The sequence below is a fragment of the Diaphorobacter ruginosibacter genome, assembly GCF_040396215.1.
Taxonomy (GTDB): Bacteria; Pseudomonadota; Gammaproteobacteria; order Burkholderiales; family Burkholderiaceae_C; genus Diaphorobacter_A; species Diaphorobacter_A ruginosibacter_A.
This window is the reverse complement of the sequence record NZ_JBEBOW010000064.1, coordinates 1-19488: the sequence shown is the minus strand read 5'-3', so window position 1 is coordinate 19488 and position 19488 is coordinate 1. Positions and strand designations below refer to the sequence as shown.

15 protein-coding genes and 1 pseudogene are annotated in these 19488 nt (G+C 64.9%); 11 read left to right on the top strand and 5 right to left on the bottom strand.

Annotation, left to right across the window (positions count from 1 at the left end):
- A partial coding sequence (locus ABWP92_RS09835; RefSeq protein WP_353235196.1) for a hypothetical protein occupies positions 1-181 on the top strand: 181 nt, incomplete at its 5' end.
- Here ABWP92_RS09835 and ahpF read toward each other — a convergent pair.
- Entirely contained in the window at positions 175-1734 is a 1560-nt protein-coding gene (gene ahpF, locus ABWP92_RS09830) for an alkyl hydroperoxide reductase subunit F (protein WP_353235195.1), read from the bottom strand. The genes ABWP92_RS09835 and ahpF overlap by 7 nt on opposite strands.
- A 104-nt stretch (positions 1735-1838) precedes the next feature.
- The gene (gene ahpC / locus ABWP92_RS09825) at positions 1839-2402 is read right to left on the bottom strand and encodes an alkyl hydroperoxide reductase subunit C (RefSeq protein WP_353235194.1); all 564 of its coding nucleotides are present in this window, start codon (positions 2400-2402) and stop codon (positions 1839-1841) included.
- A gap of 331 nt (positions 2403-2733) precedes the next feature.
- Here ahpC and bfr point away from each other — a divergent pair, with 331 nt between their 5' ends.
- Positions 2734-3210 carry a bacterioferritin gene (bfr, locus tag ABWP92_RS09820; protein WP_353235193.1) on the top strand — a complete coding sequence of 159 codons (477 nt, stop codon included), beginning with the start codon at positions 2734-2736 and terminating at the stop codon, positions 3208-3210.
- Between the two features lie 183 nt (positions 3211-3393).
- On the opposite strand, the gene yccS is transcribed toward bfr, so the two are convergent.
- Positions 3394-5598, bottom strand: a complete 2205-nt coding sequence (gene yccS, locus ABWP92_RS09815) for a YccS family putative transporter (protein WP_353235192.1) — start codon at positions 5596-5598, stop codon at positions 3394-3396.
- 36 nt (positions 5599-5634) lie between these two features.
- On the bottom strand, positions 5635-8481 hold the full coding sequence (ppc, locus tag ABWP92_RS09810; RefSeq protein ID WP_353235191.1) for a phosphoenolpyruvate carboxylase: 2847 nt from the start codon (positions 8479-8481) through the stop codon (positions 5635-5637).
- Between the two features lie 180 nt (positions 8482-8661).
- Between ppc and hemC the strand changes: the two genes are divergently transcribed.
- Genes hemC through ABWP92_RS09790 form a run of 4 tightly spaced genes read left to right on the top strand, consistent with a single transcriptional unit; the run spans position 8662 to position 12826 of the window.
- The gene (gene hemC, locus ABWP92_RS09805; RefSeq protein WP_353235190.1) at positions 8662-9603 is read left to right on the top strand and encodes a hydroxymethylbilane synthase; all 942 of its coding nucleotides are present in this window, start codon (positions 8662-8664) and stop codon (positions 9601-9603) included.
- Between the two features lie 6 nt (positions 9604-9609).
- Complete coding sequence (locus tag ABWP92_RS09800) at positions 9610-10410, top strand: uroporphyrinogen-III synthase (RefSeq protein WP_353235189.1); 801 nt, start codon at positions 9610-9612, stop codon at positions 10408-10410.
- The gene (locus ABWP92_RS09795) at positions 10407-11525 is read left to right on the top strand and encodes a uroporphyrinogen-III C-methyltransferase (RefSeq protein WP_353235188.1); all 1119 of its coding nucleotides are present in this window, start codon (positions 10407-10409) and stop codon (positions 11523-11525) included. The genes ABWP92_RS09800 and ABWP92_RS09795 overlap by 4 nt, the downstream gene beginning before the upstream one ends.
- 23 nt (positions 11526-11548) lie before the next feature.
- Positions 11549-12826 carry a heme biosynthesis HemY N-terminal domain-containing protein gene (locus ABWP92_RS09790; protein ID WP_353235187.1) on the top strand — a complete coding sequence of 426 codons (1278 nt, stop codon included), beginning with the start codon at positions 11549-11551 and terminating at the stop codon, positions 12824-12826.
- 59 nt (positions 12827-12885) lie between these two features.
- On the opposite strand, the gene gcvA is transcribed toward ABWP92_RS09790, so the two are convergent.
- Positions 12886-13800, bottom strand: coding sequence for a transcriptional regulator GcvA (gcvA, locus tag ABWP92_RS09785; protein WP_353235186.1), 915 nt, complete (start codon positions 13798-13800; stop codon positions 12886-12888).
- Positions 13801-13979: 179 nt separating this feature from the next.
- Here gcvA and ABWP92_RS09780 point away from each other — a divergent pair, with 179 nt between their 5' ends.
- From ABWP92_RS09780 to ABWP92_RS09760, 5 genes and pseudogenes are all read left to right on the top strand, one after another.
- On the top strand, positions 13980-15182 hold the full coding sequence (locus ABWP92_RS09780) for a CaiB/BaiF CoA transferase family protein (protein ID WP_353235185.1): 1203 nt from the start codon (positions 13980-13982) through the stop codon (positions 15180-15182).
- A pseudogene (locus ABWP92_RS09775) lies at positions 15130-16275 on the top strand (acyl-CoA dehydrogenase family protein); the annotation flags it as partial. The gene ABWP92_RS09780 and the pseudogene ABWP92_RS09775, both read left to right, overlap by 53 nt.
- Before the next feature lie 159 nt (positions 16276-16434).
- The gene (gene acuI / locus ABWP92_RS09770; protein WP_353235197.1) at positions 16435-17409 is read left to right on the top strand and encodes an acrylyl-CoA reductase (NADPH); all 975 of its coding nucleotides are present in this window, start codon (positions 16435-16437) and stop codon (positions 17407-17409) included.
- Between the two features lie 51 nt (positions 17410-17460).
- Entirely contained in the window at positions 17461-18429 is a 969-nt protein-coding gene (locus ABWP92_RS09765) for a tripartite tricarboxylate transporter substrate binding protein (protein ID WP_353235184.1), read from the top strand.
- A 259-nt stretch (positions 18430-18688) separates the two neighbouring features.
- Positions 18689-19324: a VOC family protein gene (locus tag ABWP92_RS09760; protein ID WP_353235183.1), complete on the top strand. Its 636-nt coding sequence runs from the start codon at positions 18689-18691 to the stop codon at positions 19322-19324.
- Positions 19325-19488 lie beyond the last annotated feature (164 nt).

Here is a 19488-nt window from a genome sequence, read left to right as displayed (position 1 = left end):
CTTCCCGACGGCCCTGCAACAAAAACAGAGCCGCTACGCGTGGTCCGCTGCCCCCGAGGAGGCGCTTTTTGTCTTGGGGCGGCCCTACAACAAAAAAGGGCTGCGCAACAGCGACAGCCCCTTGTCAAAATCCGGCCCGCGAAGCGGGCGGCTCACATCCCATTCACATCTGGATCAGTGACGGATCAGGTGATCGAACGCCGACAGCGCAGCCGTGGCGCCGGCGCCAGCGGCGATGATGATCTGCTTGTACGGCACGTTGGTGCAGTCGCCCGCGGCAAACACGCCTGGCACATTGGTCGCGCCCTTGGCATCGATGACGATTTCGCCGAATCTGGTGAGATCCACCGTGCCCTTGAGCCAATCGGTATTGGGCAACAGGCCGATCTGCACGAAGATGCCTTCGAGTTCGATCTTGCGGATCTCGTCGTTGGTGCGGTCCTTGTAGGTAATGCCGTTGACCTTGGAGCCGTCGCCGTTCACCTCTGTGGTCTGGGCATTGAGGACCACGTCCACGTTCGGCAGGCTGGCGAGCTTCTTTTGCAACACGGCGTCGGCCTTGAGCTCAGGCGCGAATTCCAGCACCGTCACATGGGCCACGATGCCGGCCAGGTCGATGGCCGCCTCGATCCCCGAGTTGCCGCCGCCGATCACCGCCACGCGCTTGCCCTTGAAGAGCGGGCCGTCGCAGTGCGGGCAGTACGTCACGCCCTTGGTGCGGTATTCCTCTTCGCCCGGCACGTTCATGTTGCGCCAGCGCGCGCCGGTCGAGAGAATCACCGTCTTGCTCTTGAGCGTTGCGCCGTTTTCCAGTTCGACCTCGACCAGGCCGCCTTCGGTGGCGGCAGGCTTCAGGGCCTTGGCGCGCTGCAGGTTCATCACTTCGACGTCGTAGTCATTGACGTGCTGCTCCAGCGCAATCGCAAACTTCGGGCCTTCGGTCTTGCTCACCGAGATGTAGTTCTCGATGTCCACGGTATCAAGCACCTGGCCGCCGAAACGCTCGGCGGCAACACCCGTGCGAATGCCCTTGCGCGCCGAATACACCGCAGCAGCCGCGCCAGCGGGACCGCCGCCGACGACGAGCACGTCAAACGGTTCCATTGCGTCGATCTTGGCGGCCACGCGAGCCTGCGCGCCGCTGTCGATCTTGGCGACGATCTCCGCCAGCTCCATGCGGCCCTGGCCGAAGTTCTTGCCGTTCAGGAACACGGTGGGAACGCCCATGATTTCGCGTTCCTTGATTTCATCCTGGAACACCGCACCGTCAATGGCGGTATGCGTGATACGCGGATTGAGCACGCTCATCAGATTGAGCGCCTGCACCACGTCCGGGCAGTTATGGCAGGACAGCGAGTAGTACGTCTCGAAGTGGAATTCGCCGTTCAGGTTTTTCACCTGCTCGAGCAGATCAGCCGCTTCCTTGGAAGGATGGCCGCCCACCTGCAGCAACGCCAGCACCAGCGAGGTGAATTCATGTCCCAGCGGCACGCCGGCGAAACGCAGGCCGGTATCGATGCCGGGGTTGGTGATCAGAAAGGAAGGCTTGCGCACATTGGGCAAGTCGTTCTTCTCGACCACGGTAATCTTGTCGGAAAGCGCCTTGATTTCGTTGAGGAGTTCGCGCACTTCGCCGGAAGTAGCGCCGCCGTCCAGCGTGGCCACCAGCTCCACCGGACGCTGCAGGCGCTCCAGATACGCTTTCAATTGGGTTTGAAGAGTGGTGTCAAGCATGGATATTCCTCGATTTCGTCTAGTTTTGGGATGAAAAAAGCCCGGGCGCCAGGAGGCCCCGGGCGTCTCAACAGTTCAACTGTCCAGTTGCGGTGCGGATCCGCTTAGATCTTGCCGACCAGGTCGAGCGAAGGAGCCAGGGTCTTGGCGCCTTCTTCCCACTTGGCGGGGCAGACTTCGCCGGGGTGAGCGGCCACGTATTGGGCAGCCTTCACCTTGCGCAGCAGGTCGGTGGCATTGCGGCCAATGCCTTCGGCGGTGATTTCCACGGCCTGGATCACGCCTTGCGGGTCAACGATGAAGGTGCCGCGGTTGGCCAGGCCCTGGTCGGGACGCAGCACTTCGAAGTTGTTGGAGATTTCCCATGTCGGGTCGCCGATCATCGTGTACTTGATCTTGGCGATGGTGTCGGAGGCATCGTGCCATGCCTTGTGCACGAAGTGGGTGTCGGTGGACACGGAATAGACTTCCACGCCCATCTTCTGCAGTTCGTCGTAGTGGTCAGCCACATCACCCAGCTCGGTCGGGCACACGAACGTGAAGTCAGCGGGATAGAAGAAGAAAACGGCCCACTTGCCCAGCACGTCCTTTTCCGTAACGTCAATGAACTTGCCGTTCTTGAATGCGCTTGCCTTGAAGGGCTTGATTGTGGTGTTGATCACGGCCATTTGTGTTTCCTTTCAGTTGATTGATTGGCTAAGAACGGACTCAAGTTTAGGTGCATTCATGAGATTGATCCAATAAATTGACTTCATGACTTTGATTTACTAAATCTATCAAAATCAATTCTTGATCGTTATTCATGAAAAGAGCATCCGCCTGCTCTACCTAAGTCACTTGCGGTCCATCGGTGCTATTTTCAAGCATCTGCCGAGGGCGCAGCTCATTTGCGAACGCAACTCAACATCACACGCAGCCAATCCACATGTGAATGGACATTGTCTTGCATCAACAAGATTGGTTCGTGACAATGCGCCCATTGAAAAGAAGGAGAAAGCCATGAAAGGCGACCCACAAGTCATCGCGCACCTGCAAGCGCAGCTGAAAAACGAACTCACCGCGATCAACCAGTATTTCGTGCACTACCGCATGCTCAAGCACTGGGGCCTCGACAAGCTGGCCAAGAAGGAATACGAAGAATCCATCGGCGAGATGAAGCATGCCGACAAGCTCATGGACCGCATCTTCATGCTCGACGGCCTGCCCAACCTGCAGGACCTGGGCAAGCTGCAGATTGGCGAGAATGTGCCGGAAATCCTGGAGTGCGACCTGAAATCGGAGCGCGGAGCCCAGGCCACCGTCAAGGACGGCATCGCCTATTGCGAAACGGTGCGCGACTACGTCTCCCGCGATCTGCTGCAGGACATCCTGGAAGACACGGAAGAGCACATCGACTTCCTTGAAACCCAGATCGAGCTGGTGGACAAGGTCGGCGTGCAGAATTACCTGCAGTCGCAGATGGGCGACGCAAGCTGACCGCAAAGCCCCCCGCTTCCAAACACATCCGGCGCCTGCTCATGCAGGCGTTTTTTTGTCGCTTCCCCAAGATAAAAAGCACCCCTCGGGGGGCAGCGGCTCTGTTTTTGCACAAATCCCGGGACTCCGCCTACGGAGCGAAGCCCTGCCCGGGCGCACCGGCCCGCAGCGCGCGGCATTGCCCTACCGTTGATCGCCCTCGGGCCTGGCAAGCCCGTTCACCACCGCGCGCAGCGGCTCTATCTGCCGGTAGATGAGCGCCAGCTGGTTCAACAGCAGCCGCATGGGATCGGCCTTTCCTTCCGCATGTTCCTCCAGCGCCCTGGCGGCCGAAATCTCTTCCTGCGGCAACAATTCCGTGCGGTCCTGCAAGGCGCGCGCAATCGCGTGGAGCTCGCGCACGGCGTCACCGCCCGCCGCCATCAGCATGCCGTCATTCAATACGGGATCAATCCGCCCACGATGTGCGCCGAGCGCGGAGACGTAGTTGAGCAACGTGTGCGAGAGCACCAGCACGCGTTGCGCCCACTGCACATTCCGGCGCGCCCAGTACGGCTCCTGCATCAGTTGGCTCAGCGAGCGCGCGAGCGCCGCATCCGCATTGTGCGAGCTGCGGCGCGCCACCCGGTAATCCAGGTCATCGTCCTTGCCGTCGGCATACTGGGAGAGTATCTCCTGCAGGTAGGCCGCATTGGCGGCGATCGCCTGCGCGGCAACGGCATTCAGGCGCCGGCCCTGCCAGTCAGGCAGCACGAGCAGCATGGCCGCGGCGGAAATCACGCTGCCGATCACGGTGTCCATCAACCGGGGCACGATCAGCTCATAGGCCGCGCCCATGCTCTGGTTGAAGCACATCAGCACCATCAGCGTGATGGCGGCCGTGCCGATGACATAGCGCTGCGTTCGTGTGATGAAGAACACCACGCCGGCCAGAACCGCCATCAGAGCCTGCATGGCGAGCCCAGGGAACAGCTTCATCAGCGCCCAGCCCACCACCAGTCCCAACACGGTTCCCGCGATCCGCTCGGATACGCGGGAGATGGTCGCTCCGTACGTAGCCTGGCAGACGAACAATATGGTGAGCACGATCCAGTAGCCCAGACGCGGATCGGTGAACTGCATGGCTGCCAGGCCCACGGCCAGCGCGCAGCTCAGCCGGATGGCGTGGCGCATCAGGGACGAATCCAGGTTCAACTGGCCCGCGATCCGTGTCCACCCGTCCTTGAAGGAGCGCGCGGAGGCATCAAACAAGGTCACGTCGCCCAGCAGCGAAGTATCCAGTGGCCCCATGGCCAGCGTGAGCTGCGCGTCCAGCGTGGTGAGGTTCTTCGCCAGCGCACGCAACGACCGGAGGGGACGGCCCCATTCCTTTCTGTTCTGGGATTCCAGAAATCCAATCGCATCTTCAAGATCACCCATCGCATGCGCCACTTCCAAGCCACGCTCGAACGGTTTTCCCGAGCGCAGCGCCTCGGCGAGCCGCGCGCAGGTGACCGCCTGCAGCGACAAAACGCGCTGCACGCGAAACAGTACATCGCTGTGAAACAGCTCATCGGCCCAGTCGTTATACAGATAGTGCGACGAGCTCGCGCGTTCGTGAATATCCTGCGCAAGAAAATAAAGATTCAGATAGCGCAGCAGCCCGCCCCGCGGCGCACGCCCCGCCCGCATACGGCTGAGCAGCCGCTCCTTCATGACATTGAGCGCCGCCACCACACGCCCATTGGCATGGGCCAGCCCCATGCGGCGCAAGCGCACGTCAACGCCGCGCACCGGCTCGAACAGGCTGGCCTTGAGTTGCAGGTAGCCGCTCAACTCACCATAAAGCTGCGCGAGCCCCATGCGCAGCGGCCGCAGGGCAAACGCCATCTTCCACAGCACCGACAGCACGCCATACCATGCGGCCCCCGCCAGTAGCAGCGCGGGAACCATGTGCGCACGGGATGGCACGCCTGGCTGCGAGGCGTCCTGCCCCACGCTCATCGCGGTATAGAGCGCGAGAATGACGGATGCGGTGGACACCGCCCTGTACCGCTCGCCCACCGCGCCGAGCATGGTCAGGACGAAGGAGAATCCACACAGCGCCAGCCCCAGGCCCAGAGGCGAATGCGCGCAGGCCTCGATGCTGAAGGCCACCAGCGCGAATCCCAGCAAGGTGATCAGCAGCGTGCGCAGCCGCCCCAGCCAGTTGTCGTCCGTCTCGGCCAGCGCGCAGGCAATCACCCCCAGGAAAAGCGGAACCACCCAGCGCACGTGGCCATTCGTCCAGCACCACCACATCGCGCCGCCAAGAGCCACCGAGACGCGCAGCGCGTAAAGCGAGGCCTCCTGCCCGCGCACGCGCCGCAGCCAGCTTCCCAGTGCGAAGTCCCGTCCCGACAACTGCATAGATTCACACCATCGCGCCCACTCCAGGACGCACCGTCAGCCCGTATTGCGAAGAGCGGCAGCGATGCCGTTGATCGATATCTGGATACCCGTCTTGATGCGGTCGTCCGCCTGCCCCAGGCGCCAGCGGCGGATCAGCTCGACCTGCAGGTGATGCAGCGGATCGATGTACGGAAACCGGTGGCGGATCGAACGCGCGAGCGCCGAGTTGTGCGCCAGGCGCTGCTTGTCGCCCGTGATGCGTACCAGCGCGTCCGAGGTACGCTGCCACTCCGCCTCGATGGCGCCGAACACCTTGCGCCGCAGCCGCGCATCGCCCACCAGTTCGCTGTAGCGCGAGGCCAGCTGCATGTCGCTCTTGGCAAGCACCATGTCCATGTTGGAGAGCAGGGTGCGGAAGAAAGGCCACTGGCGGTACATCTTCTGCAGCAGCGCGAGCTGCATCTTCGGGTCCTTGCCCGGAGCCTCGATGAACGCCTCCACCGCCGCGCCGAAACCGTACCAGCCCGGCAGCGTGAGACGGCATTGACCCCAGCTGAATCCCCAGGGAATCGCCCGCAGGTCTTCGATCTTCTGGCTGGCCTTGCGCGACGCGGGCCGCGACCCGATGTTCAGCTCGGCGATCTCGCGGATCGGCGTCGCGCTGAAGAAGTAGTCGGTGAAGCCCGGTGTTTCGTATACCAGTGCACGGTACGCCGCCATGCTCGATTGCGACAATTGCTCCGCCGTCTCCAGAAACGCCTTGGTCGCGGGTTTGGTCGGCTGCAGCAGCGTGGCCTCCAGCGTGGCGGCCACCAGCGTTTCGAGATTGCGCCGCCCGATCTCGGGGTTGGCATATTTCGAAGCGATCACCTCGCCCTGCTCGGTCAGCCGGATCTGGCCGCGCACGGTTCCCGGCGGCTGCGCGAGAATGGCTTGATAGCTGGGACCGCCGCCCCGGCCCACCGTGCCGCCGCGGCCGTGGAACATGCGCAACTGGATGGGCGTGCCCGGCTGCTTGGCGCTGAGTTCGTCGAATACGGTCACGAGCGCATTCTCGGCGCGGTACAGCTCCCAGTTGCTGGTGAAGATGCCGCCATCCTTGTTGCTGTCGCTGTAGCCGAGCATGATGTCCTGCTCCGCGCCGCTTGCGCGCACCAGCGCCGCGTAGCCGGGCATCCCGTACAGCTCGCGCATGATGGGCGCGGCATTGCGCAGGTCGTCGATCGTCTCGAACAGCGGAACGACAATCAGGTCGGCACGCCCCGACTGGTCCAGAGTGCCGCGCATCAGCCCCACTTCCTTTTGCAGCAGCAGCACTTCGAGCATGTCGCTCACGCTCTCGGTGTGGCTGATGATGTAGTGACGGATCGCCTCGTCGCCATAACGCTGACGCATCTTCAGCGCCGCCTCGAAGATGGCGAGTTCGCCAGCCGTGTGCGCGGAATACTCGGCACCCATCACGCGCAGCGGCCGGGCGTCGCACAGCAGCATCAGCAGCAGCTTGCGGCGCTCACTCTCGGGCAGCGATGCATAGTCGGGCGCGATCCGCGCCTTGGCCAACAGCTCGGCCACCACGCGCTCATGCTGGTCCGAGCTCTGGCGCAGGTCCACGGTTGCGAGATGAAAACCGAATACCTCCACCGCGCGGATCAGCGGGCGCAGGCGCTCCAGCGCCATCGCCGATGCTTTGTGCGAAAGCAGCGACGCCTCGATCACGCGCAGATCGGCAAGAAACTCCCGGGCATCGAGATACGGGTTCTGCGGCGCGATGGCGTGGCGCGCGGCCTCTCCGCCGGTCAGGGATTTCAGCGTCGCGGCCAGGCGCGCATAGATGCCGGTGAGCGCGCGGCGATAGGGTTCGTCGGCGCGGTGTTCACTGGTATCCGGCGAGCGGTCCGCCAGCGCGACCATCTCGCCCGAGACCTGGACCAGATTGGCCGAGAGCGACAGCTCGCGCCCCAGGTGATGCACTTCGGTCAGGTAGTGGCGCAGCGCCACGTCGGCCTGCCGCCGCAGCGCGAGCTCCAGCGTCTCGGCGCTGACATTCGGATTGCCGTCGCGGTCGCCGCCGATCCACTGGCCCATGCGCAGAAAGCTCGCCACATGCTGGTGGCCAAGTTCGCGTTCAAGCTCCGCATACAGGCGCGGGATCTCGCGCAGAAAGGTGTATTCATAGTAGGACAGCGCGTTCTCGATCTCGTCCTCCACGGTGAGTTTGGAGTAGCGCAGCAGCCGCGTCTGCCACAGCTGCGCAACACGCGCGCGAAGCTGCGAATCGTTGGCCGCCAGCTCTCGCGGCGTGATCGGGTCCTTGGCGCTGTTGTATAGCTGCGCGCGCACGAGGATGTCGTCGCGCGCGGTCAGCAGGTCGGCGATTTCGCGCTCGGAATCCAGGATGCTCTTGCGCTGCACCTCGGTGGGGTGCGCGGTGAGCACTGGCGCCACGTAGCTTTTGGCAAGCGTCTGCGCCACCGCGCGCGGCGCAATCCCCGCCCAGCGCAAGCGCGCCAGGGCCACTTCGATGCTGCCCTCCTGGGCGCTTCCGGCGCGCTCGTGAATGGCCCGGCGGCGGATGTGATGGCGATCTTCCGCCAGATTGGCGAGATGGCTGAAGTACGTGAACGCGCGGATCACGCTCACCGTCTGATCACCCGTCAGCCCCTTGAGCAGCTTCTTGAGCGCCTTGTCGGCCTCCTGGTCCGCGTCGCGGCGAAAAGCCACCGACAGCTTGCGGATCTGCTCCACCAGATCGTATGCGGCAACGCCTTCCTGCTCGCGGATGACGTCGCCCAGAATCCTGCCCAGCAGGCGGATGTCCTGGATGAGCGGGAGGTCCTTGTCGGTCTTGCGGGCTACGGGGGCACTGCCAGTGGCATCGGATTTGCGTGCGGGCGCGGACATGCGGAAAGTTACTCCTGAACTTCGAGGCTTGAAGGCGGCGCGGAGCATTGGGGATGCTCTTGAGCCAAATCAAATCAACCGCACCAGAATGTACTGGTACTGCAGCCGACTGCTGCAACGCAACATGCTAGCATCCCAAAGCACCGTTGAAAGGCGCTCGCGCGCCAATATGTGAAAGTCATGACAATAAATTCCAAGCAGCCCACCGCCCCATTCGTGATCGCCACGCGCGAAAGCCGGCTTGCCATGTGGCAGGCCGAGCACGTTCAGGCGCTGCTCGAGGCAGGCGGCCACAGCATCCGGCTGCTGGGCATGACCACCAAGGGCGACCAGATCCTGGACCGCACGCTCTCCAAGGTGGGCGGCAAGGGCCTGTTCGTGAAGGAGCTCGAGCTCGCGCTCGAGGAAGGCCGCGCCGATCTGGCCGTGCATTCGCTCAAGGACGTACCCATGGAACTGCCCGAAGGTTTCGAGCTGGCATGCGTGATGGAGCGCGAGGATCCGCGCGATGCCTTCGTCTCGCCGCAATACGCTTCGCTGGCCGAACTGCCGCGGGGATCGGTGGTGGGAACCTCCAGCCTGCGCCGCCAGGCGCTGCTGCGGGCGCTGCGCCCCGACCTGAAGATCGAGCCGCTGCGCGGCAATCTGGACACGCGCCTTCGCAAGCTCGATGAAGGCCAGTACGCCGGCATCGTGCTCGCGGCAGCAGGCCTGAAGCGGCTGGGACTGGCATCGCGCATCCGCCACATCTTCGAGCCCGAGGAAATGCTGCCATCGGCGGGCCAGGGCGCGCTGGGCATAGAAATCCGCTCGGGCCGCACCGACCTCGGGCAGGCGCTCGCGCCGCTCGCGCACCAGCAGACCTGGTTGACCGTGACCGCCGAACGCGCCGTGAGCCGCGCCATGGGCGGCAGTTGCTCCGTGCCGCTGGCCGCGCACGGCCGCTGGAGCGGCAACACGCTGCGCCTGGAAGCCGCCTGGGGCGACGTGGCCGGCAAGCTGCCGCTGATCCGGGTGCATCAGGAATCCTCAGACATCACAGACCTCGCCTCCGCGGACGCCTTGGGCGTGGCCGTGGCAGAGCGGCTCAAGGCCGCGGGCGCGACCGTCAGCACACCCTGACCCGCCATGACCAGCGTTCTGATCACCCGCCCGTCGCCCGAAGCGCAGCGCTGGGCGGATCGGCTTCGCGCGCAGCAGATCGACGCACAGGCGCTGCCGCTGCTCAGCATCTGCGCGGTCAGCGATCCCCGGTTGCGCGCGGCATTGAGCGACGCGCGGCGCCGCATGCGGCATTTTGATGCGCTGATGTTCGTGAGCGGCAACGCAGCCAGTGAATTTCTCGCACAGGACGTGGACTTGTCCGCTGGCAACGCAGCGCCCACGCTGCCGCGCTTCTGGTCCCCCGGCCCCGGCACGGCACGAGCGCTGGTGGATGCGGGCGTCCCGGCATCCCTGATCGACGGCCCGGCGGCCGACTCCAGCCAGTTCGACTCCGAGAGCCTGTGGCTGGCCGTTGCGCGCCAGGTCAAGCCCGGCGCCCGTGTCCTCATCGTGCGCGGAGCCAGCTCGCCCACGGGCACGGGCACGGGCGGCAACGGCCGCGACTGGCTGGCCGCACGGATCGCGCAGGCCGGAGGCGAAGTGGAATTCGTCGCCGCCTACGAACGGCTCGGCTCGCAGCTCTGCGACGCGGACAAAGACCTTGCTGCGCGTGCGGCCACCGACGGAACACTGTGGTTTTTCAGCTCATCCGAGGCGATACAGAACCTGCGGCGCCAGATGCCCCGCGCCCGCTGGGACCAGGGACGCGCCCTGGTGACCCATCCGCGCATTGCACAGGCAGCCCGCCAGGCCGGATTCGGGCGGATCGACGAATGCCGGCCTACACTCCACGAAGTGGCCGCCTTTATAAAATCCATGCCATGAGCCTCGAGCCCCAACACACCATCCACGAAGACATTCCGGCCGCGCCGCCGCCGCCGCGCCCGGCCTCTGCCGCGCCAGCCGCCCACGGCGGCGGCGCAGGCGGCTCGCGCCTGCTGCTCACGGCCGTGGGCATCGTCGCCGTCGCCGGGCTCGTCAGCAGCGTCATGCTGTGGCAGAAGCTCTCCAACATACAAGAGCAGTTGGCCCGGCAGACGGCAGACTCCGGAACGCAGGCCATCGAGGCGCGCACCATGGCGCGCCAGGCGGCCGACATCGCCCGCGATGCTGCCGCGCGCCTCTCGGTCACCGAAGCGCGCGTGGGTGAAGTGGCGCTCCAGCGCACGCAACTCGAAGAGCTCATGCAGAGCCTGTCGCGATCGCGCGACGAGAATCTGGTGGTCGATATCGAGTCCGGCCTGCGCCTTGCGTTGCAGCAATCCCAGTTGACCGGCAGCCTCGAGCCCGTGATGGCCGCGCTCAAGAGCGCCGACCAGCGGATCGAGCGCGCCGCCCAGCCGCGCCTGGCGCCGGTGCAGCGCGCCATTGCGCACGACCTGGAGGAAATGGGCAAGTCCGCCGTGACCGACACCTCCGGCCTGCTGGGCCGTGTGGATGACCTCACGCGCCAGGTTGACGAGATCCCGCTGCTCAACGCCGTGGTATCCGCATCCGCCATGCGCCACCGCAACGCCAGCGCCCGCGCCGCCCCGGATCAGGCGGATGCCGCCGACGCCGACCAGCCCCGCTGGAAGGCCATTCTCGGCAGGGCATGGGAGGCCATCGCCGGCGAGGCTCGCGGGCTGGTCCGCGTCAGCCGCATCGATCAGCCCGATGCCGTGCTGATCGCGCCGCAACAGGCTTACTTCCTGCGCGAGAACCTCAAGCTCTCGCTGATGAACGCGCGGCTTGGCATTCTCTCGCGCCGTCTCGACTCCGCCCGCATGGATCTGGCGACGGCCAAGTCCGCGCTCACCAAGTATTTCGACCCCGAGTCCCGATACACCCAGCGCGCGATCGAAACCATCTCGCAACTGCAGACCAACATGCAAAGCATGGCACTGCCGAGGCTGGACGAGACGTTCGCGGCGCTCTCCACCGCCGCGGCGGGCCGATGATCTCGTACGGAAGGCCCTGATTCATGCGCGCAGCTCTCTGGCTTCTGGCTCTGTTCGGCGTCGCCGTGGCGGTTGCCCTGTTCGCAGGCAACAACCAAGGCACCGTCACCCTCTTTTGGCCGCCCTACCGGGTGGACCTCTCGCTCAACGCGATCCTGGTTCTTCTTCTGGGCAGCTTCGCGGTTCTGTACGCGGCATTGCGCGGCACGGCCGCGCTGCTGGAGCTGCCGCACCGCGCCCGCCGCTGGCGCCTGCAGCAAAAGGAGCGCGCCATGCATGCTTCGCTGCTCGACGCCATGTCGCAGCTTCTCGCGGGCCGCTTCCTGCGCGCGCGCAAGGCCGCCGAATCGGCCATCACCCAGGAAAGCGACCTGTCGCAGACGGCGCCCGTGCCGCATGGCCGGCAATTGCGCACGCTGGCGCACATCGTCGCAGCAGAAGGTTCACACGCGCTGCAGGACCGCACCACGCGCGAGGCGCATCTGCAAAAGGCGCTCGACAGCATCCCTCCGAACGCCCCCATCTCCGAGCAGGAACTGCGCGAAGGCGCGCAACTGCGCGCCGCTCGCTGGTCGCTCGACGAGCGCGACGCTAACATGGCGCTGGACCGCATGGCCACGCTCTCGGCCGGAGCCGCGCGCCGCACGCTGGCCCTGCGCGCCAGGCTCAAGGCCTCGCGCATGGCGCATTTGCCGCATGAAGCGCTCGATACCGCGCGGCTGCTGGGCAAGCACCGCGCCTTCTCGCCCGCCGCCGCGGAAAGCATCGTGCGCGGCCTGGCCATTGAAGTAATCAACGACGCGCACGATCCGGCGCAACTGCAGCAAGCCTGGATGTCGCTCGATCCCAATGAGCGCGCCATGCCCGAACTGGCCGTGCATGCGGCGCAGCGCCTCTCGCAGCTCGACGGCGATGCGTCACAGGTGCGCCACTGGCTGCTGCCGGTGTGGGAGATCCTCACCAACCCCGACCAGTCGCTCTCGGACCATCAGGCGCTCAAGCTGATCCACGTGCTGCAAAACAACCTGGGCGGCATCGACGCAGCCTGGCTCGCCCGCGTCGAAAGCGCACAGCAAGCCAATCCGCGCGATGCAAGGCTGATGTACCTCTCGGCGGTCGCCTGCCTGCACCTCGAGCTGTGGGGCAAGGCGCAGCAACTCTTCACCCAGGCGGCCCCGAGGCTCGCGGACAAGCAACTGCGTGCCAGCGCCTGGCGCTTTCTCGCCGAGCTGGCCGAGCAACGCCATGACACGACAGCGGCGGCCGACGCCTGGAAACAGGCGGCGATTGCAGCGCTGTAGCGAAACGGAATTTGTTCACTCCCACACCGCTCGCGCCAGCGGTCTTGCGGGAGCGGGCGTCAACTGGTCCAGGCGACCGCGGACGCAGCCATCCGTGCATCGAATTCAGCCCCCTGCGCGAGCAGCCAGTCGCAAAAAGTCTTGACGACAGGATCATGCTGGCGTTCCGAACGCGTGATCAGGAAATACCCCGGCGTCGGAAGAACCACCGGGCCGAACGGCGCGACCAGACGGCCCGCGGCAAGATCCGTGGTCACCAGCGGAGAGTAGCCCATGGCCACGCCGATCCCGTCGATCGCCGCCTGCAGGCAGAAATAGAGATGCTCGAGCTGCAGCGATTGCGCCGGCACCACGCGGCTGTGGTGCGCCATGGTCAGCCACTCGTCCCAGGCCGTGATCCGGGCGGGGCAATGCAATATGGTGTGATGCCGCAGATCGGAGATGTCCTTGAGCGGCAGCCGCTCCAGCAGTTCCGGTGAACACACGGGAAACGCGGCCTCCGACACCACGCGCGCCTTGTGCAGGCCGGTGACATCCTGCGGTTCACGGCGAATCACCACGTCGATGTTGGCCGGCAGGCGGCTCATGGGCTCCAGCCCCGTGCTGATCTGCACTTCGATGTGCGGGTGCTGCGCGCGAAACTGCGCAAGGCGCGGGAAAAGCCAGCGCATCGTGATGGTGGGCAGCGCATTCACGCGCAACACCTCATGCGCGCTGATGCTGCGCGAGGCCGACGCGATCGCCGCCAGCGCCGGGCTGATCGAGTCCAGATAGAGCCGGCCCTGATCGGTCAGCGCCACGGACTTGCCCAGCCGCCTGAAGAGCGGCACGCCCACCCACTCCTCCAGCGCCTTGATCTGGTGGCTCACCGCGCCATGCGTGACCGACAGTTCATCCGCCGCGCGGGAAAAGCTCAGCAGGCGTCCCGCGGCTTCAAAGGCCCGGATCGATGAGAGCGGCGGAAGTTTGTGCATTCTGTGAATTTAACTAACAAGACATACCAGTTTATATCGTTTGATTTGTCAAACCTCTCCCGGTTTAATTTCAATCCAGCTAGTCGATGTGAATATTTTTGAATCAACGCTGAGCCGACGCCCACACCGACACACGCAAGAAAAAACTGCACCGCACATCTTCCGGAAGAAAGGACCTCATGCTTTCAGGCAAACGCATTCTCGATCTCAGTTGGGTTCTCGGCGGCCCATTCGCAGGGCAGCTCCTCGCGCAACTGGGCGCCGAAGTCATCAAGGTCGAGACGCTGGACGGCGACTACGCCCGCCGCGTGCCGCCCATCCTCGATTCGGGAGACACCCCGTTCTTCCTTTCGGTCAATCGCGGCAAGCAAAGCATCGCCCTGGATCTCAAATCACCCGCGGGCAAGCAGGCATTCGACGATCTCGTACGCAAGAGCGATGCGGTGATCTACGGCTTCGCGCCATCGGTTCCCAAACGGCTCGGCCTTGATTTCGAAACGCTCCAGGCCGTCAATCCGCGCATCGTCGTGGGCCAGTTGATCGGCCTGCACGACCAGGGAGAATGGGCCGACGCGCCCGCCTTCGACCTGATGCTGCAGGCCCTGAGCGGCGTGATGAGCATCACCGGCGAGGAAAACGGCAGGCCGGTGCGCTTCGGCTATCAGGCGGCGGACCTCGTGGGCGGCCTGTATCTGGCGCTCGGCACGGCCGCAGCGCTGGCGAAGGCGCAGGCCACGGGCCAGGGCGAAGCGGTGCAGGTCTCGCTGTTCGACGCGCAGATCGCCATGCTCACCTGGCAGGCGCAGGGCTGGCTCACGGGCGGCCCGCTGCCCAAGGCCACCGGAGCCCGCCACGCCATGATTGCGCCCAGCGACATCTACCTGACCGGCGACGGCAAGTGGATCGCCCTGGCGCCCACGGGCGACCCGTTCTGGATCAAGCTGTGCGAGACCATCGGCAAGCCGGGCCTGCCGGCCGACCCGCGCTTTGCAAGCGGCGCGGCGCGCATCGAGAACATCGAGGCGCTCACGCAGGAACTGGGCGACGCCATACGCACGCGCACTGCGGATGAATGGATGGCCGTTTTCAAGCAGGCGCGTGTTCCGGCCGCGCTCGTCAACAACGTGAAAGAGGCGCTCACCCATCCTCTTTGCGCCGCGCGGCAGATGGTGGAGAGCGTCGCGCACCCGCATTCCGAAGGCGTGGTGAAGCTGCTCGGCAATCCCTTCAAGTTCGCGGGCATGCCCGATCTGGCCTATCCCCCCGAATTTGCACAGGACACTGCACAGGTGCTGCAGCGCATCGCCGGCTATCCGCCGGAAAAGGTGGATGAACTGGCACGCAGCGGGGCCATCCGCACGAGAGCAGCCGCCGCCGCATGAACAAGGAAAAAACAAGCTCATGACATCCCAGCACACACCCATGGACAATGCCCGGCTCGTCGCCGCGTTGCGGGAATTCGCCAACCGCGTGGTCGCGCCGCTGGCCGCACGCGCCGCGCAGGAACAGCAGTGGGCGGGCGACGCCATCCGCCAGGCGTGCCGCGAAGGCCTGGGCGGTATCGAAGTGCCCGCCAGCCACGGCGGCCTGGGCCTGCCGTTCCAGGCGCGCATCGACGCTGCGCGGACGCTGGCCGCTGTCGATTTCGGTTTTGCTTTCGGTTTCATCAACCATCACAACGCGATTCTCCGCATTGCGGAAAGCGGCAGCGCGAAAGCCCGCGAGGAGTACGTTCCGGCCATGCTGCGCGGCGAACTGATCGGCTGCACGGCCATGACCGAAGACGGCGCCGGAAGCGACTTCGCCGCCATCCGCATGTCCGCCAGCAGGGTGGACGGCGGCTGGCTGCTGAACGGCGCAAAGCAATGGGTGGCCAACGTGCAGGGCTGCGAGATCGCCCTGACCTTCGCGCAAACCGACCCCGCGCGGGGAGCGGCGGGTATCGCCTGCTTCATCGTGCGGCTCGGCACGCCGCAGTGCCGCCGCATCACCCACCGCCAGATGGACGGCATTGCCATGGGCGGCATCGGCGGGTTTGAACTGCAGGGCTACATCGCCACGGACAGCGACGTTCTATACGCGCCGGGCACGGGCTTCAGGCAAGCCATGGCGGGAGTGAACAAGGCGCGCGTTCACATCGCAGCGATGGCATCGGGCATGCTGCGCGGCGCGCTGGAGCAGGCCACGGCGCATGCCTCGTCCCGCATGGCATTCGGACAACCGGTACTCAATCAGCAGGGCCTGCGCTGGTCGTTGATCGACGTATCCATGCGCGAGGACATCCTGCAAATGCTGATCCAGCGCGCAGCGGACCTGATAGCGGGTGGCAGCGAGGATGCCGTCGAAGCCGCGGCCATGGCCAAGCTGTATGCCGGCAACGAGACGCTGGACGCCATCGCCAGTTGCATCCAGGCGCTGGGCGCGCGCGGACTGGACCATGGCGAGGGACTCACCCGCAAGCTGCTGGCGGCCAAGGCGCTCTGTCTGGCGGACGGCTCCAGCGAAATGATGCGCGAGCGCCTGGGCGCATCGCTGGCGCAGCGCTACGCGCGCCATTACCCACGGGAGGAAGCGTCCTCCCCCGCGCAGCCTCAAGGCCCGGGCCCGTTGCAATCCGCCAACCGGTTCAACGCCGTGTTCATTACCAGGCACGAAGGCGGAGCCAGCGAGGCCGCCTTGCGCACGCTGAGTCCATCCGAGCTGCCCGATGGCGAAGTGCTGGTGCGCATCAGCCATTCCACGATGAACTACAAGGACGCGCTCGCCATCACCGGGAAGTCGCCCGTGGTGCGCAAGTTTCCGATGGTGCCGGGCATCGATTTCGCGGGCGTCGTGGAACGAAGCGCCGACCCGCGTTTCCAGCCGGGCGATGCCGTCCTGCTCAATGGCTGGGGCACGGGCGAACTGCATTGGGGCGGCCTGTCGCAATATGCCGCGACACGCGCGGACTGGCTGATCCGCCTGCCGCAAGGCATGAGCGCCGAGCAGGCCATGTCCATCGGGACGGCGGGCTATACCGCCATGTTGTGCGTCATGGCCCTGCAGTCGCACGGCCTGACGCCCGAATCCGGCCCGGTGCTGGTGACCGGCGCCAATGGCGGCGTCGGCAGCATTGCGATCGCGCTTCTGTCGCGGCTTGGCTTCATGGTGACGGCATCCACCGGCCGCATGGAGGAAGCGCCGCATCTGCGGGCACTGGGCGCGAGCGCGGTCATGGACCGGCAGAGCCTGAGCGCGCAAGGCAAGCCGCTGCAAAAGGAGAACTGGGCTGCGGCAGTGGATGCGGTCGGCAGCCACACCCTCGCCAATGTGCTTGCCGCCGTGCGCTATGGCGGCGTGGTCGCTGCCTGCGGCCTCGCTCAAGGCATGGATCTGCCCACGACCGTCGCGCCCTTCATTCTGCGCGCGGTGACGCTTGTCGGCGTGGACAGCGTATACGCCCCCATGGAGCGCCGCCAGGCCGCCTGGGAGCGTCTGGCCACGGAGTTGCCCGCGAGCGTTCTTGCCGGCAATACCCGCCTGATCGGGCTGTCCGAAGTGATTCCGCTTGCCAGCGATCTGCTGGCCGGAAAAGTGCGCGGGCGCATCGTCGTCGACGTGAATCGCTGACGCGGCATCGAACGCGCCCGAAAAACCATAAAACCTCAAGGAGACAACATCATGCAACGCAGCACCTTCGTACGCAGCGCCGCGGCGCTCGCCATCGCAGCCGCCAGCCTGGGCGCCATGGCGCAGGGCGGCTATCCCGGCAAGCCCATCCGGCTGATCGTGCCGTTTCCCCCCGGCGGCTCCGTGGACTACGTCGCGCGCACCATCTCGCAGAAGCTCTCAGAGAACATCGGCCAGAGCGTGGTGGTGGACAACAAGGGCGGAGCGTCCGGCACCATTGGCACCTACGAGGCATCGCGCTCCGCGCCCGACGGCTACACGCTGCTTTTGGTGTTCGACTCGCATGCGGTGAACAACAGTCTCTATGACATCAAGTACGACACGTTCAAGTCGTTCGACTACATCAGCCTCATAGGCACCATGCCGATGGCGCTGGTCACCTCCAAAAAATCCGGCTTCACATCGACCGAGGCGCTCATCAAGGCCGCCAAGGCCCATCCAGGCCAGATCAACTACGGCTCCTCGGGCGTCGGCGGCTCCAACCACCTGAACCCGGTCGCGTTCGCGCGCGCCGCGGACATCAAGCTCACCCACGTACCCTATCGCGGAGGCGGCCCCATGCTGTCGGCATTGCTCGCAGGAGAGGTGGACATGGTGATCGGCAGCCTGCCGACGGTCATCAACTATGCCAAATCCGGACAGGCCAACGTGATCGCCATCGGCACGCGCGAGCGCATCAGGCAGTTGCCCGAGCTGCCCACCATCGACTCCGGCGTTCCCGGCTACACCGCGCAATCGTGGGTAGGGATGATGGCACCGGCCGGGCTGCCCAAGCCCGTGTCCGAGCACATCCAGTCCGCCCTGAAAAAGACCCTGGCCGATCCCGCCGTGAAATCCAAGATGGAAAACGACGGATTCAACATCGTCAACAGCAGCCCCGCCGAATTCGAGGCGCTGGTGCGCAAGGAATCCAGCCGCTGGGCGGAAATCATCAAGGCGGAGAACATCAAGGTGGACTGATTCACCCGGCATGCGCCCCCGAAGCGGCATGACGCCGGCCCTCTTGCGGGCTTGGGCCGGCATGCCGCTTTGGCGCTTTCATGGCCTGGCGGACATAGCCTCAGGGAATCCCCTCGCAATCAGGCACGGAATTTGTGATCTTGAGCAATCAGGTCGATAGTAGGAAGCATCAGCATAACGGCATCTGCAAGCAATAATCTCTATTTCGTAAACTGATTACGATTAGTAGAATATTCACCTTGGCTTCAGGAGACACCCGATGAATGCGCCCATTTCCGCTGTGGCACTGAAAAAACTGCCCGAGCCCGCCGCCATCCAGCAATTGCACCACTACGCCTACAAGGCCCGCGACGCCGAGGAGACCCGGCATTTCTACGAAGACATCCTGGGCCTGCCGCTCTACCACATCATCCAGAGCGACTACGTGCCGTCCACCGGCGAGTACTGCCCCTACACGCACTTCTTCTTCCGCCTGCGGGACGGCTCGTTCATTGCGTTCTTCGACATCGGCGACGATGAAAAGGCCCTGCCCTCGCCCAATACGCCGCTGTGGGTGAACCACATCGCGTTCCGCGTGGACACGGTGGCGGATCTCGAGCGCACCAGGACGCGGCTGCAGGCCCATGGCGTGGAAGTGCTCGGCATTACCGACCACCACATCTTCAAAAGCATTTATTTCTTCGACCCGAACGGCATCCGCCTGGAACTGTCCGCGCAATTGGCGGGCGATGCGCTGATGGCCCGCGAAAGCAAGACTGCCCACGCCCGGCTCAAGGAGTGGACCGCTCGCAAAAACCAGTGGCGCAAGGAACGCGCCGCGGGCTTGGCCAAGGGGTCGCTCAAGCCCGAAACCAATGACCGGCCGGAACTCGTCCCCCCCGAGCAGGAGTCCTGAGCCGCGGCGGGCCACTTCATTCACCGCGCGCACGAGCGCCAAAAACGCACGAAATCGCAGGAGCGCGCGAAAAGAATAAAATGGAGCGAACCCTCCGACCATTGCCTCGACGGCATCCCACGGGATGCCGTTTTTCATTGCATTGCCATGAGCGACAACAAGAT

Excerpts from the sequence above, each read along its gene's own strand:
- gcvA (WP_353235186.1), bottom strand. The coding sequence starts at position 13,800 with ATGCACAAACTTCCGCCGCTCTCATCGATCCGGGCCTTTGAAGCCGCG.
- ABWP92_RS09795 (WP_353235188.1), top strand. The coding sequence starts at position 10,407 with ATGAGCCTCGAGCCCCAACACACCATCCACGAAGACATTCCGGCCGCG.
- ABWP92_RS09800 (WP_353235189.1), top strand. The coding sequence starts at position 9,610 with ATGACCAGCGTTCTGATCACCCGCCCGTCGCCCGAAGCGCAGCGCTGG.
- ppc (WP_353235191.1), bottom strand. The coding sequence starts at position 8,481 with ATGTCCGCGCCCGCACGCAAATCCGATGCCACTGGCAGTGCCCCCGTA.
- ahpC (WP_353235194.1), bottom strand. The coding sequence starts at position 2,402 with ATGGCCGTGATCAACACCACAATCAAGCCCTTCAAGGCAAGCGCATTC.
- bfr (WP_353235193.1), top strand. The coding sequence starts at position 2,734 with ATGAAAGGCGACCCACAAGTCATCGCGCACCTGCAAGCGCAGCTGAAA.
- ABWP92_RS09780 (WP_353235185.1), top strand. The coding sequence starts at position 13,980 with ATGCTTTCAGGCAAACGCATTCTCGATCTCAGTTGGGTTCTCGGCGGC.
- yccS (WP_353235192.1), bottom strand. The coding sequence starts at position 5,598 with ATGCAGTTGTCGGGACGGGACTTCGCACTGGGAAGCTGGCTGCGGCGC.
- ABWP92_RS09790 (WP_353235187.1), top strand. The coding sequence starts at position 11,549 with ATGCGCGCAGCTCTCTGGCTTCTGGCTCTGTTCGGCGTCGCCGTGGCG.
- ABWP92_RS09765 (WP_353235184.1), top strand. The coding sequence starts at position 17,461 with ATGCAACGCAGCACCTTCGTACGCAGCGCCGCGGCGCTCGCCATCGCA.
- hemC (WP_353235190.1), top strand. The coding sequence starts at position 8,662 with ATGACAATAAATTCCAAGCAGCCCACCGCCCCATTCGTGATCGCCACG.
- ahpF (WP_353235195.1), bottom strand. The coding sequence starts at position 1,734 with ATGCTTGACACCACTCTTCAAACCCAATTGAAAGCGTATCTGGAGCGC.
- ABWP92_RS09760 (WP_353235183.1), top strand. The coding sequence starts at position 18,689 with ATGAATGCGCCCATTTCCGCTGTGGCACTGAAAAAACTGCCCGAGCCC.